The organism is Neptunomonas sp., assembly GCF_016744175.1.
Classification (GTDB): Bacteria; Pseudomonadota; Gammaproteobacteria; order Pseudomonadales; family Balneatricaceae; genus Neptunomonas.
This window is the reverse complement of record NZ_JADGEV010000017.1, coordinates 1-12906: the sequence shown is the minus strand read 5'-3', so window position 1 is coordinate 12906 and position 12906 is coordinate 1. Positions and strand designations below refer to the sequence as shown.

Annotated in this window: 13 protein-coding genes and 4 tRNA genes; 6 read left to right on the top strand and 11 right to left on the bottom strand. The window is 41.5% G+C overall.

Translation table 11 applies throughout. The annotated features are described in order from the left end of the window. Positions 1-19 precede the first annotated feature (19 nt). The 4 genes from QZZ55_RS09750 to QZZ55_RS09735 all read right to left on the bottom strand — a co-directional run bounded on the left by QZZ55_RS09750 (position 20) and on the right by QZZ55_RS09735 (position 418). Positions 20-95: transfer RNA gene (locus QZZ55_RS09750), tRNA-Gly, on the bottom strand. A 25-nt stretch (positions 96-120) separates the two neighbouring features. Then, a tRNA-Glu gene (locus QZZ55_RS09745) sits at positions 121-196 on the bottom strand. A gap of 34 nt (positions 197-230) precedes the next feature. Continuing rightward, positions 231-306: transfer RNA gene (locus QZZ55_RS09740), tRNA-Gly, on the bottom strand. Between the two features lie 36 nt (positions 307-342). Then, positions 343-418: transfer RNA gene (locus tag QZZ55_RS09735), tRNA-Glu, on the bottom strand. A 130-nt stretch (positions 419-548) separates the two neighbouring features. Here QZZ55_RS09735 and QZZ55_RS09730 point away from each other — a divergent pair. Together QZZ55_RS09730 and QZZ55_RS09725 are read left to right on the top strand one after the other, a co-directional pair. After that, positions 549-1229, top strand: coding sequence for a hypothetical protein (locus tag QZZ55_RS09730; RefSeq protein WP_293267135.1), 681 nt, complete (start codon positions 549-551; stop codon positions 1227-1229). Positions 1230-1337: 108 nt separating this feature from the next. After that, entirely contained in the window at positions 1338-1991 is a 654-nt protein-coding gene (locus QZZ55_RS09725) for a glutathione S-transferase family protein (RefSeq protein ID WP_293267134.1), read from the top strand. A 51-nt stretch (positions 1992-2042) separates the two neighbouring features. On the opposite strand, the gene QZZ55_RS09720 is transcribed toward QZZ55_RS09725, so the two are convergent. The 5 genes from QZZ55_RS09720 to ampD all read right to left on the bottom strand — a co-directional run bounded on the left by QZZ55_RS09720 (position 2043) and on the right by ampD (position 7127). After that, positions 2043-2315 (bottom strand): hypothetical protein, encoded by a 273-nt coding sequence (locus QZZ55_RS09720; RefSeq protein WP_293267133.1) that lies wholly within the window; start codon positions 2313-2315, stop codon positions 2043-2045. 120 nt (positions 2316-2435) lie between these two features. Further along, positions 2436-3503, bottom strand: coding sequence for a YeeE/YedE family protein (locus QZZ55_RS09715; RefSeq protein WP_293267132.1), 1068 nt, complete (start codon positions 3501-3503; stop codon positions 2436-2438). A gap of 183 nt (positions 3504-3686) precedes the next feature. Then, a complete protein-coding gene (locus tag QZZ55_RS09710; protein WP_293267131.1) occupies positions 3687-5399 on the bottom strand; it encodes an ATP-binding protein in 1713 nt (570 codons plus the stop codon). Next, the gene (locus QZZ55_RS09705) at positions 5396-6469 is read right to left on the bottom strand and encodes a substrate-binding domain-containing protein (protein WP_293267130.1); all 1074 of its coding nucleotides are present in this window, start codon (positions 6467-6469) and stop codon (positions 5396-5398) included. Before QZZ55_RS09705 ends, QZZ55_RS09710 begins: the two co-directional genes overlap by 4 nt. Positions 6470-6563: 94 nt before the next feature. Then, positions 6564-7127: a 1,6-anhydro-N-acetylmuramyl-L-alanine amidase AmpD gene (ampD, locus tag QZZ55_RS09700; RefSeq protein ID WP_293267129.1), complete on the bottom strand. Its 564-nt coding sequence runs from the start codon at positions 7125-7127 to the stop codon at positions 6564-6566. A gap of 134 nt (positions 7128-7261) precedes the next feature. Between ampD and nadC the strand changes: the two genes are divergently transcribed. After that, the gene (gene nadC, locus QZZ55_RS09695; RefSeq protein WP_293267128.1) at positions 7262-8116 is read left to right on the top strand and encodes a carboxylating nicotinate-nucleotide diphosphorylase; all 855 of its coding nucleotides are present in this window, start codon (positions 7262-7264) and stop codon (positions 8114-8116) included. Between the two features lie 71 nt (positions 8117-8187). Here the strand turns inward: nadC and QZZ55_RS09690 are convergent, their stop codons facing one another. After that, on the bottom strand, positions 8188-8535 hold the full coding sequence (locus QZZ55_RS09690) for a hypothetical protein (protein WP_293267127.1): 348 nt from the start codon (positions 8533-8535) through the stop codon (positions 8188-8190). 105 nt (positions 8536-8640) lie between these two features. Beyond that, the gene (locus tag QZZ55_RS09685; protein ID WP_293267126.1) at positions 8641-9162 is read right to left on the bottom strand and encodes a prepilin-type N-terminal cleavage/methylation domain-containing protein; all 522 of its coding nucleotides are present in this window, start codon (positions 9160-9162) and stop codon (positions 8641-8643) included. A gap of 329 nt (positions 9163-9491) precedes the next feature. Between QZZ55_RS09685 and pilB the strand changes: the two genes are divergently transcribed. The 3 genes from pilB to QZZ55_RS09670 all read left to right on the top strand — a co-directional run. Beyond that, a complete protein-coding gene (pilB, locus tag QZZ55_RS09680; protein WP_293267125.1) occupies positions 9492-11207 on the top strand; it encodes a type IV-A pilus assembly ATPase PilB in 1716 nt (571 codons plus the stop codon). 39 nt (positions 11208-11246) lie between these two features. Then, entirely contained in the window at positions 11247-12470 is a 1224-nt protein-coding gene (locus QZZ55_RS09675; protein ID WP_293267124.1) for a type II secretion system F family protein, read from the top strand. A gap of 100 nt (positions 12471-12570) precedes the next feature. Further along, the coding region (locus tag QZZ55_RS09670; RefSeq protein ID WP_293267123.1) for a prepilin peptidase at positions 12571-12906 on the top strand (336 nt) is incomplete at its 3' end.

The window sequence follows — 12906 nt, the reverse complement described above, 5'->3', positions numbered from 1 at the left end:
AGATGAAGGATGAGATTTTTGGAGCGGGAAACGAGATTCGAACTCGCGACCCCGACCTTGGCAAGGTCGTGCTCTACCAACTGAGCTATTCCCGCTGATTCTTTCTGTGAAGAAAGTTGGTGGCGTCCCATAGGGGGTTCGAACCCCTGTTACCGCCGTGAAAGGGCGGTGTCCTAGACCACTAGACGAATGGGACATATCATAAGCATTTGAAAATGCTTTTACAACTTTGGAGCGGGAAACGAGATTCGAACTCGCGACCCCGACCTTGGCAAGGTCGTGCTCTACCAACTGAGCTATTCCCGCAACAATATTTTAGATATTTACATATACTAAAATAATTGGCGTCCCATAGGGGGTTCGAACCCCTGTTACCGCCGTGAAAGGGCGGTGTCCTAGACCACTAGACGAATGGGACGCTAAAACACTTAAAGCTTTACCTCAAATGCGGGGCGTATATTATGCTTGGGGTGACATTTCGTCAAGCGTTTTTTAAAATGATTTTCCTATAAAATCAATTACTTTATTATTTAGGAAGTTACACACTTATGTCTTCTACTGGAACAGCCATTACTATCATTATTGTGGTTGGTGTTTTGATAAGCTTGGCCTACATTGTTCAGAGCATTGAAAACCAACGCCAACAAAAGCGCGCACGTATACAAGCGATTCGAAATAACATACGAAATGTAGAACGGCTCTACGACACATTACCTAATAGGGTTATACCAGAACAACTTAATCACTTTATAAGTCATCATCTGCATTCTCAATGGAAAAAAATACTTCTCTTAGATAACAACTCATCATTTCAAAAAGCAGCCCAGCAAAGCCTGCAAAATTCATCAGAATTCTCGGTTGATAATACATACCCATCTGGCTCGCTAACACTTCTGAGTGACCAACGTGAAGCTCAAAAAACAATGACTGCAGCCCAAGAGCTTTCCCAATGGTTACAAATGCTAAAAAAAAGCAGCCCTCAATCTCAAACGATTAATGATCTTCTTTCACATCTTCAGTATTGCCACGCCCAAGCCAGCATAGACCGCATGCTATTTGATGCGATAGAGTGCGAACAAACGAAAGGGGCTAAAGTCTCGATACCTCAATACAAAAACTGCTTAAACTCTCTTGATAACATGCATTACTCACAAAAAAATGACAGACAAGTATTTGAATTAAATAACCACATAGAAGCACTTTCCAATCCTTCAGTAGAGGAAGATTAAGCTCGATGACCAGTAAGCAGGACAAAAATAAATTTTACACTAGCATAAAGAGGGTTTTCCCTTATTATAACAATACCTTCATATGATAGTTTAATAAGGAGCTCATTTATGAAACCTTTACTCTACGGAGCACCACTTTCTCCTTTTGTGCGTAAAGTAAGATTACTGCTTGAGTTAAAAGAAGTTAGCTACGATTCGAAAATGATTATTCCTTACGCCACTCCTGAAGAGTATAAGAGCCTGAACCCACTAAGGAGAGTACCAGCACTCACATTGGGGGAGCATGTTTTTGCAGATTCTGCAGTAATTTCGCACTTTTTAGACGCCCACTACGCAAATAAGCAGCTGATACCAAACGATCTATTTTTAAGAGCTCACTGCGAATGGCTTGAAAAATACGCTGACTATGAGCTCTCAGCACTCACCACTTTCACCGTATTTAGCCAAAGAATACTAAATCGAATATCAGGAAAACCTACTGATGAAGGGGCTGTTCTCGACGCAGTAAATAACAAACTCCCTCCCCTTTTCGACTATTTAGAGTCGCAGTTGAATGGTTTGTTTTTTATTAATGATGAAATAACACTCGCAGATATTAGTATCGCCAGCCAACTCATTTCCTATGAGCATGCGAACGAGTCTGTTTCGAAAGAGAAATGGCCAAAACTAGCTCGGTTCTACCAAAATTTCACTCAACATAGCGTAGTCGAGCAAATAATTTTATCAGAAAAGACAATGCTGAATAAAATTTTGAGGAGTTAGCCTAACAAGCAGAGCAATAGTGAGCCATCCATTATTAAATGAAGTGGCTTATTATCTATACGTCCACTCAATATTGATAACCAGCCCTCTTTTAACATCAACAAACCATTTACGACCATCAAAACGATACACCATACGTGTGACAGAACAGGTGCGTCCTGACCCACATCGGGTTCTAGCTTTATATTTTGTAATCGGCTTACCAAGATGTTCGTAGACTTTAGACAAATCATCACCAGAAGATAATAATTGTCCATTCGGCAGTCTCAGTGCATGCGCCTGACTGGCAACAAGCAGTACTAATATCACAAATATTCTACGCATACAGTTTCCATCATCCTTGATGTGCGGTCTTAGTATTAATTTATCCAACTTAATACAAACTGACTTCTTTCACTTTAGCAACACTAACACTCTACTATTATTTTTCTCAGCGGTAGGGATTCAAACGCCCTTTGCCAAACTCCAATCACGATCCACAGCGGCATCAGTCGACGCGGCACCAGCCCACATAGCCGCCAAAGCCACCCAAGCCGTTATCGAAAAAGCAGATCCTCCTGTTAGGCCTGCACCCACAGCACACCCACCCGCCAGCATCCCCCCCATCCCCATAAAAGAGGCACCTGCGATATAGCGAATCATACTACGCCCTTCTTGAAATCCCTGCAGCTTCAATTCGCGAGAGAACAGAGCAGCCACAAAAGCCCCTAAGAACACGCCAGGCACCAACCCAACGTCAAAATCCAAAGCAACATTATCGGGTGTAAGTAGATACATAAGAGTATCAGCAGATGGGCCGGTAAAGGTCATGCTTTCAACTTGAGTGGGATCGAATGTTTGATATGACAAATGATAGGTAAACCACCATCCCCCAACCACCATAGCCCCAACTCCGACTGAACCAACCCACGCCCATGCAGTGAGGTTGTTTTTGATACCGTAGAAAATAGCAACCATCATGCATACGACACCCAGATAAATCCCTGTATAAGAGCCCCAACCAAGAAATGAAATTAACTCTAGGCCTCCATCATTATGCAGCAGCCAAGCACCGGCAATATTATCTCGCACAGGAGCCAGTACTCCTTTTAACGAAGCCTGTGCCACTGCTGCAAATAATAACCCCGAAAACAAAGCCCTTAAATTCCCTGTCGCTGCTAATACCAACAAACGAGAGCCGCACCCTCGCGCTAAAATCATACCCGCACCAAACATTACGCCACCCACAACCGCCCCAGACAAGCTCCCATAACTTGCTAGCATCCGCGAGTCAGTGATATCTAACTCACCTAGCGTGATAAGAATCTGCGTGCCTCCGACTGCAGCGGAAAACGTAAGTAACCAAATTGCTACTTTTTCACCAATACGGCCCCGAGCGAACTCAACAACAGCAGCACGCAAACAAAATCGACTTTTCTGTGCGAAAAAACCAAATAAACACCCCAGCAACAAACCGCCGAAAGCATTAGTGCCAGACTCACCTAGCGCAGAAATAAGGAACTCAAAATCCATTACTACACCTAAAAAAATAACGCATTATGAATTTTCATATCACAAAAATCATATTAAACACCACTGGCAAAAAAGACCTCTCATCACCAGAGAAGCCTTATATTAGATAGCCATCATAGAGCTTTTTCACAGGTATCGTGTTGCTATAGATCAAAAAACAACCAACGAAAATCACCCCAATATTTACACCAACTCATCACTTAAAGGCACAACCACCCTTAAACTAACCCCCTCTTCAGAAGCAATTGATAGTTCAGCACCGATATACTCACACCTCTCTTTCATCCCAAGCAACCCAAAGCCCTCATGTTTTTTGAGACTCCCTCCTGACTGCTCTAACCCTTGCCCATTATCGATAATACTCAGCACAATTTTATTTTCATCACTGTACAAAGAGATGGCTACTTCAGTGGCCAGCGCATGTTTCATAATATTAGTCAGAGCTTCTTGTGCAATTCGATACAAGTGAATATCGGCACCGGGAGGCACGTTAACCTCTTCAATATCCAGAGCAATTTTCACTCCCGTCTGCCTCAAGCTACTCAACGTAGATATTTGTTGTATAGACTGACTCAGTCCAAGCCCATCAAGCTCAACAGGCCTGAGTGACATAATTCGATCATAAACGGTGGCATACATATCTGAGACTAGCTGCTTAATTTTCGTACTATGTTCTAAAGATCGACTACCTTGAGGAAGCTGGTGCTCTAACAAAACAGTCTCCACCCTAACGGCGGTCAATAACTGTCCTAGCTCATCATGAAGTTCCTGCGCTAAATGACTCCTTTCTTGCTCTTGATTTTGTATTAGTTGATAAAGAATAGTGCGTTTTTCCATTAACGTTTGCTCAAGTCTCGCATTGGTCCCTTTAAGCTCAAGCCTATTTTCAAATAGCTCTTTTACAATGAAATCAATTTCTTCACCTATCCGATTAAACTCATGAATAGTCCCCTGACTCCACTCCTCACCTTCACCATCTTTTACTAGGTTACGAATATATATCACTAAATTTTGCAACTGCTTATCCAGTGCTGCCGATAATAATGCAGCAACAGCCGCACTCACTATTAAACCAACGAGAGCCCCAATGCCCAACAACTTGATAAACTGAATGGCTAAGGATCGCGTATTATCCTGAGAAGCCGTTAACGTTAGCTCTAGACCTTCACCGAACTGACTAAAGTCACTGGTATATTTTTCTAGTGAGCGGCCTTGCAACCATTCTTTTTTAGACGCATCAGCCTTATTCAAAGTGGAGTAATGATTTACTGTTACACCTGAAAGCGTTAATACCGCACTATCCAGATCTACTACCGCCCTGTTAACTAACTGACTTAATAAAAGGGTATTGTTTGATAATTTAATTCCTCCCACCATCCGGCCAATAACTTTTTTGTCACTGTCGGTAACTAGATAATCTTTTGCTAATAATACGTCCTCCTCAGTACGAAAAACATTCCACTCTTTGCTCATCCCTTGCGTATACTGTCGATAAACTTCGCGACATACATTATTACCAATACTTATCAAACGGCTTTTAATAAGATAACAACGACTGTTATTTAGTGAACTTAATATGACAAACTGAAAACGACGCTTAGAAATAGAACGATCACTTTCCATGATCAACTGCTGCAATGAAAGCTCTCCTCCATGCGCCATTGCGGTCTGTAAACCTTCTACAGATTTCAAGCTATGAAGTTCTTGGTCAACCAATCTCAAGTATGTGTTAAGTTCATGGCGAATAGCACCAGAACTCTGAGATAAAGAAACTAAAGCCTCTTCTTTTAGTAACTTCTCAGTGGCATGGTAAGCATTAAAAGCAAAAACAGTGAGGAAACCCGATAAGGTAATCAAAATAAGTAAAAACGTCAGCGTACGAAACCGCAAAATCATTTGCGGCTATATCCTGAATAAATAAAAGCATCTTTGATGTAGTGGTTAATCACACGGGGCTCCATTCCTTTAATAAGTACCCTAAAGTCACCAGAATAAATACTTGGGACAGGTTTATTTAACAAATCTAACCTGATCGCCTCAGCCATGGCTATACCATTTTGGTCGTTCACCCGCATGAGCACAACGTCTAACATTCCCTTTTGAAAAGCATCAAGCTCTGCTTGCCCACCGCCCCAACCATTAACCTCTACATCAAATCGCCCTAACTCCTGAAGCGCATCAACCACTCCCAAAGCGGCGTCAGTAGCGCATGCATAAATATATTTCAATTCAAGATTATCTTTAAGCATGAGCAAAGCTGAGCGCCTTGCTTCTTCTCGACTAGTAGCATAAAAACTTGCTTTAAGATGATGAAAATTATTAACAGCTCTCTCAAAAGTTAACCCTCTTTGGTCACTAACAACCCCCGCCCCCCAAAAAACAACCCCATACTCTGAACCTTTAGGAAAACGCTCTCGAAAGTAATGTGCTAATTTACGAGCCCCCTCCACATGATCAAACCCGATATATATCAACGGCTGAGTATCATACCAATCAGCTATTGGTCGAGTGAGATTTTGAATAATTAACTTGGGTTTTTTTCGTTGCAGTAATGCCTCTACCATCCGCTGCTGACGAAGTGAATCAATGGTATAAACAAGATAGTCCGGATCACGTTCAAGCATCTCTATAATATGAGCTTCTTGAAGATCCTGTTGAATATGCGGCTGAGAAAATCGAATATCAAGTTTATACTTGATACCTAAATCATCAAGCCTTCCTCTTAATGCAAATATACTTCTCTGCCAATAATCTGATGCTTGCAAGCCTGGGTAAACGACAGCAATATTAACTGCATCTTTTTGGTTTACGACGGGAAAAATTGATACTTGATCAACAAGGTGCTTAAACTCCGCTTGCGCGCCCTCAGTGCTCGCCTCAGCGGGTGTTAGCATACCCATGAAACACGTATATAAAAGGCATTTCACATAAACAGAGTGTTTATTAATTCTTGGCTTCAGGCCCATATCAAGCCCATCCTTCACTGATGCATATAATGAAGAATAGAATACATATGAAGTTTTTTCTTTATATTGAATCTAATTAATATACAGACTGCATTTATAATTTATCTAGAAGCTGCCTAAAAAAAGGCCAATTAAAGGATTCACCAGGGTCAGTCTTTCGGCCAGGTGCAATAGAAGAGTGACCCGTTATCGAGCGTGCATCAAGTGTAGGATACGCCTTTAAAAAAGCATGCGTAATGGCAGCAAGCGTATGATATTGCTGATACGTGTATGGGATATCATCCGTTCCTTCCACCTCAACGCCAATCGAAAAGTCATTACAGTTTTCACGCCCATCAAAGCAGGAGACTCCTGCATGCCACGCTCTATCGTTAAAATTCACAAACTGTACTGCTTTACCGTCACGGGCAATCAAAAGATGAGCCGATACCGTTAGTTCAGAGATCTCAGCAAAATAAGGATGGTCATCCACAGGTAAGCGGTTTTGAAAAAATGCCTCAATGTAGCCGTTAGAAAACTGCGCAGGAGGCAAACTGATATTATGAATCACCAGCAAATCAACAGAAACACCTAACCCACGCTCATTGTAATTGGGGGAAGGGCACCATTTAGCACCACTTAAACGCCCATCTATAATTTTATAACCTGTTTTCTGCACTTAACCTACTCGACTCGATAGTATTGGGCTAAAATCGTCACAACCATAATTTAACGCATACTAACATGTATTGTTTATGCATCCATTTAGCCCATTCTTTATTCAATGCACTATTCAAATAAGGCCGGATACCTATGTTGACTATTACTGACCTAAAACCAATTATACACGCCAACGTTACTGCAGCATTGGCAGAAGATGTTGGTGATGGCGATATTACGGCCCTACTTATCCCTCAAAATGAGCACGCGACTGCCCGGGTTATTTCGCGAGAAGTGGCCGTTATCAGTGGCGTTGAGTGGGTCAATGAAGTTTTTCGCCAAGTAGACCCAAACATGCTCATCCAATGGCAGATAAAAGACGGCGACCAGGTAAAAGCAGACCAAGTACTCTTTACTGCAAAAGGCCCTGCCCGCTCACTGCTTACAGCAGAACGTTGTGCCCTCAATTTTTTACAAACACTTTCTGGTACGGCCACTATTAGCCAATATTATGCAGATAAAGTGGCCAGCACGGCTGTTCGCCTGCTTGATACACGCAAAACAATACCCGGTTTACGCATGGCACAAAAATATGCCGTGACATGTGGCGGCTGTTACAACCATAGAATTGGGCTTTATGATGCTTTTTTAATTAAAGAGAATCACATCATGGCGTGCGGAGGAATTTCGCAAGCGATTGAAACTGCACAGTCTACAGCCCCAGGAAAGCCAGTCGAAGTCGAAGTCGAAACAATACAACAACTGCAGACGGCACTGACAGCAAAAGCCGATATAGTCATGCTCGACAACTTCACTGAAGATGAAATGCGTGAAGCAGTTGCTATCAACCAAGCACTACCTAAAGCCTCTCAAGCAAAATTAGAAGCATCAGGAAATATCACAGATGAAACCTTGCTCTCTATAGCCAAAACAGGCGTTGATTATATATCAATAGGGGCATTAACAAAGCATTGTCGCGCGGTTGATTTATCAATGCGACTTATCTGATACCTTATCTTGCTTACTATTAATAGCCCTTGCCTTGATGGAAAGGGCTATTAACACATCATTAACGTTATTTATTTACAGGCAGCAGAACCCAGCAAACTCCAGTCATCTGCTTTTTGAATCTTGATTACATCATAGATTTCGATCACTAAACCCGAAACAGGCAAAGATTGATTCATCAATAATTCACATGCCTTTTGAGCCGCCGCATCTCCATTCAGCTTTTCGGGTACAACACCCAATGCTAAAATTTTATCATCACTCCACCACACCGGGCGCGCAGGAAATAATGGGTCACTCAGTAAAGTCTGCTCAATCTTTGCTTTAACCTCAGGAGGGAGAAGCTTTGTCGTCTGATTAATATAAAGAGTAATAGCTACACAAGCAGCGATAAGAAGGATAATTATTGTGCGTTTCATAATTCGGTTCGTCTGGTCCAACTTTAATAAAACCTAATCATACGTTGAATAAACCTAGAAAACAAAAAAGAGGCCGAAGCCTCTTTTTTTCATACTATATACTATTTAGAAAGGATTACCTCTACATTCTTGAGGTACATACTTAGAAGTATTTGCATCTACAGAAGTCTGTACACCACATATCCACGTTACACTGCCATTAATATTTGCAGTACCTGTCAATCGAAGCAAAGCTGCAGGTGTTGCGACATCGTTTGCACCAGCAAGAATCCATTCAGGAGTCATATCAACTTGTACAAGCGTACCAGCAACGGTAATAGCGACTGAATCCACCATTGGAATAGGATTTGAACCCGCAACACCTAAAGTTGCAGGAAGACCAACCTCTGCAAGGGTATCACACGCAGCTACTTTCTGGACAACGGTACCAGGTGCAGATATTAAGCACTCTCCTACAGTACCTTTTAAAGTACCACCGTAGACTACAGCCTCTGTTAAACGTGCTCGAGCGGTATAATCTTGATAAGCAGGCAATGCAATCGCTGCCAAAATACCAATAATCGCAACTACAATCATTAGCTCGATTAATGTAAAGCCTTGTTGTTTCATGTTTCTCATGTTTCTCATGTTTTGCTTCTCCAGCGATTTTTAAAACAAATTAAAATTTTAAAATTGGTAAATCCGTATTCCCTTATGTCGGTAGTACTTACTGACCAGTGTAGACTAGCTTTTGGTATTTTCCACAGAGACAAGAAAAAATATTATAATAAAATAACGATTTCTATCCTTAGAAAGCCAGTCTCCTAGTTTATATTTTTGCAGGCCAGATTTTAGCCTATAATTATGAATGACTTGTGAACAAGCTTACATTTAAATTGAGAGTAAACTATGGTCTTCTCTTATATAATAATGTTCACAAATGGATCTAGACATATTAGTAGCACAAAGGAGCGCGCATGCAAGTTCAACAACCCTTAAGTGGCTTAGCAAGACGACTTGTTAAAGACGGTGTTTTTTCAGCAGATGTTGCTCGTAATGCTATAGAAAAGGCAAGGGCTTCTCAAAAGCCTTTTATCAGTCACATTATTGACGAGCGCTTAGTAACCGCCCATCGAGCAGCGACTGCCGCCTCTGATGAGTTCGGTTTACCTTTACTAGATCTGAACTGTGTTAACGCTGAATCTATTCCCCAGGGTTTAGTTGCTGATAAATTAATTTCAAAACACCATGCGCTCCCCTTGGTTAAACGTGATAACCGCCTCTACGTTGCATTAGCTGACCCGACTAACATTCAAGCACTAGACGAATTTAAATTTCACACAGGAATCACCACTGAAGGCATTATTGTTGAAGAGGATAAACTCAAGCAATACATTGAGTCTTTTCTTGAGGGCCAAGATACCGCCTTAGAAGAGCTAGATGATACAGATTTAGACTCTCTAGAAATTGATGACGGTACTAATAAACCAGAAGAGGAAGAGCAAACAAGCGAAGACGCCTCTAAAGATGCCCCCATTGTTCGCTTTGTTAATAAAATTTTACTCGACTGCATCAAAAAAGGCGCATCAGACATTCACTTTGAACCCTATGAAAAAGTTTATAGGATTCGCAGCCGAATAGATGGGATTTTACAAGAAATTGCTAAACCACCTAATAACCTTTCTAAGCGCTTATCAGCCCGTTTGAAGGTCATGTCTCAAATGGATATTTCTGAACGACGCATGCCCCAAGATGGGCGTATTAAAATGAAGATATCTAAAAACAGAGCGATCGATTTTCGTGTCAATACCTTACCCACGCTATGGGGCGAGAAAATAGTACTACGTATACTAGACCCCTCCAGCGCAAAAATGGGCGTTGATGCTTTAGGCTTTAGCCAAGTTCAGAACGATTTATACATGAGTACCTTACATAAACCACAAGGTATGATTTTGGTAACTGGGCCTACGGGTAGTGGTAAAACGGTAACCCTTTATACCGGATTAAACATTCTCAACACACCTGAACTCAATATATCTACCGCGGAAGACCCAGTAGAAATAAACCTTGAAGGAATTAACCAGGTACACGTTAATGCAAAAGTAGGCCTGAATTTTGCTGAAGCGTTACGCTCTTTCCTTCGACAAGACCCTGATGTAGTCATGGTGGGTGAGATCCGAGATTTAGAAACTGCAGAAATAGCCATCAAAGCAGCCCAAACAGGCCATATGGTCTTATCGACGTTGCACACTAATAGCGCCCCAGAAACGCTAACACGTTTACGAAACATGGGAGTGGCTTCCTTTAATATTGCAACCTCTGTTAGCTTAATTATTGCGCAACGTTTAGCACGGCGCTTGTGTGAGCCTTGCAAAAAACAAGCATCCGTTCCAGAAACTGCATTAATAGAAGAAGGCTTCTCTCCTGAACAAATCCACAATATTGAGTTATATGAAGCCAATCCCGAAGGCTGCTCTAAATGTACACGCGGATATAAGGGCCGCGTAGGAATCTATGAAATGCTACCTATGACGCCTGAAATAGCTGAAGTCATCATGAACAACGGCTCTTCTATAGATATAATCCGTATTGCTCGTGATCAAGGATTCAGACCACTTCGCCAAACAGGGCTAGACAAGGTTGCTCAGGGCCTCACTAGTCTTGAAGAAATGAATCGTGTTATTAAGATTTGATACGATTTAACCCGATAGTTTTTTAAGAGAACAATCAATATGGCAGCAAAACAAAAAAAACCAGCAACTTATAGCTGGCAAGGTAAAGATAAAAGCGGAAATATTAGCAAAGGAAAAATAGATGCCACTGATGTAGCTACAGCAAAAGCTTTACTTCGCAAACAAGGAATTTTGCCAAAAAAGCTATCTAAAGAATCCTCAATTTCATTTTTTGGTGACAAAAACAAACCTATAAAGCCATTGGATATTGCTTACTTCACACGCCAAATTGCCACAATGATGAGAGCAGGTGTGCCTCTGATTCAAGGCATGGATATTGTTGCCAACGGAGTAGAAAAAACTAAGGTAAAAGAACTTATACATGATATACGTTCTTCTGTTAATGGAGGCCAAGACTTCGCAGCCTCTTTGAAGGAACACCCGAAATACTTCGATGACCTATATTGCAGTTTGGTCGGTGCAGGCGAGCAATCCGGTGCCTTGGAGACAATGCTTGACCGTATCGCGACCTACAAAGAAAAAGTAGAATCATTGAAGAAGAAAATCAAAAAAGCCATGACTTACCCTGCTGCAGTATTGGTAGTAGGTATCATTGTTTCTGCTATCTTACTAGTAAAAGTAGTTCCTCAATTTGAAAGTGTTTTCTCAAGCTTCGGGGCAGAACTACCTGCCTTCACACAATTTGTACTAGAAATTTCCGAATTTGCCCAAGCCTACTGGTTTATAGCGCTCATCGGCATAATTCTTTTAGGCTTCATTTTCATTAAAGTGAAAGAAAAATCACAAAAATTTGCTGACTTCATCGACAGAACAGTGCTAAAAATCCCCGTGCTAGGTGAAATTCTACATAAAGCAGCCATCGCTCGATTTTCACGTACCTTAGCAACAACATTTGCAGCCGGCGTACCTTTAGTGAACGCTCTAGACTCTGCTTCTGGAGCCTCTGGTAACGTTGTTTACCGCACTGCTATTATTCAAATTCGTAATGGTGTATCTACTGGGCAGTCACTACAAAATGCAGTCAATATGACCGGGATCTTCCCAAATATGGCAATACAAATGATTGCTATTGGGGAAGAAGCAGGTTCTTTAGATATGATGCTCGGAAAAGTAGCAGACTTTTACGAAGAGGAGGTAGATAACGCAGTGGATAATATGTCTAGTTTAATGGAGCCCATGATCATGGCGGTCTTGGGTGTTTTAGTCGGCGGTTTGGTTATTGCCATGTACTTACCAATATTCCAGTTAGGTAATGTTGTATAGATTAGCTAAGCTTTCAAACCTTTCTCATATGTAGAGCCTATACACTGCCCTAGCGGCACTATAGGCTTTTAACAAACACTACCTTGAGTAATTTTCACAGATGACTCCGCTAATTAGTTTCCTTAGTGCTGAACCCTTGTATGCAGCCGTGCTCACCTTTATTTTTTCTTTGCTCGTCGGCAGTTTTCTTAATGTAGTTATCTACCGAATCCCCGTAATGATGGAACGTGAATGGCAACAAAGCATACGTGAAGCCACCGAAGATGAGCCGGATCACGAAGACAACATAGATGAAAACACAAGCACTATCGAGCCCTTTAATTTATCTAAACCTGATTCAACCTGCCCTTCCTGTCAGCATAAAATAAGATGGTACGAAAACATCCCTGTTTTAAGTTACTTAATGTTAGGCGGCAAATGCTCTTCATGTAAAATC

Coding starts and splice junctions, on each gene's coding strand:
- QZZ55_RS09690 (WP_293267127.1), bottom strand. CDS start 8,535: ATGAAACGCACAATAATTATCCTTCTTATCGCTGCTTGTGTAGCTATT.
- QZZ55_RS09715 (WP_293267132.1), bottom strand. CDS start 3,503: ATGGATTTTGAGTTCCTTATTTCTGCGCTAGGTGAGTCTGGCACTAAT.
- QZZ55_RS09705 (WP_293267130.1), bottom strand. CDS start 6,469: ATGGGCCTGAAGCCAAGAATTAATAAACACTCTGTTTATGTGAAATGC.
- QZZ55_RS09685 (WP_293267126.1), bottom strand. CDS start 9,162: ATGAGAAACATGAGAAACATGAAACAACAAGGCTTTACATTAATCGAG.
- QZZ55_RS09720 (WP_293267133.1), bottom strand. CDS start 2,315: ATGCGTAGAATATTTGTGATATTAGTACTGCTTGTTGCCAGTCAGGCG.
- QZZ55_RS09675 (WP_293267124.1), top strand. CDS start 11,247: ATGGCAGCAAAACAAAAAAAACCAGCAACTTATAGCTGGCAAGGTAAA.
- nadC (WP_293267128.1), top strand. CDS start 7,262: ATGTTGACTATTACTGACCTAAAACCAATTATACACGCCAACGTTACT.
- QZZ55_RS09725 (WP_293267134.1), top strand. CDS start 1,338: ATGAAACCTTTACTCTACGGAGCACCACTTTCTCCTTTTGTGCGTAAA.
- QZZ55_RS09710 (WP_293267131.1), bottom strand. CDS start 5,399: ATGATTTTGCGGTTTCGTACGCTGACGTTTTTACTTATTTTGATTACC.
- pilB (WP_293267125.1), top strand. CDS start 9,492: ATGCAAGTTCAACAACCCTTAAGTGGCTTAGCAAGACGACTTGTTAAA.
- QZZ55_RS09730 (WP_293267135.1), top strand. CDS start 549: ATGTCTTCTACTGGAACAGCCATTACTATCATTATTGTGGTTGGTGTT.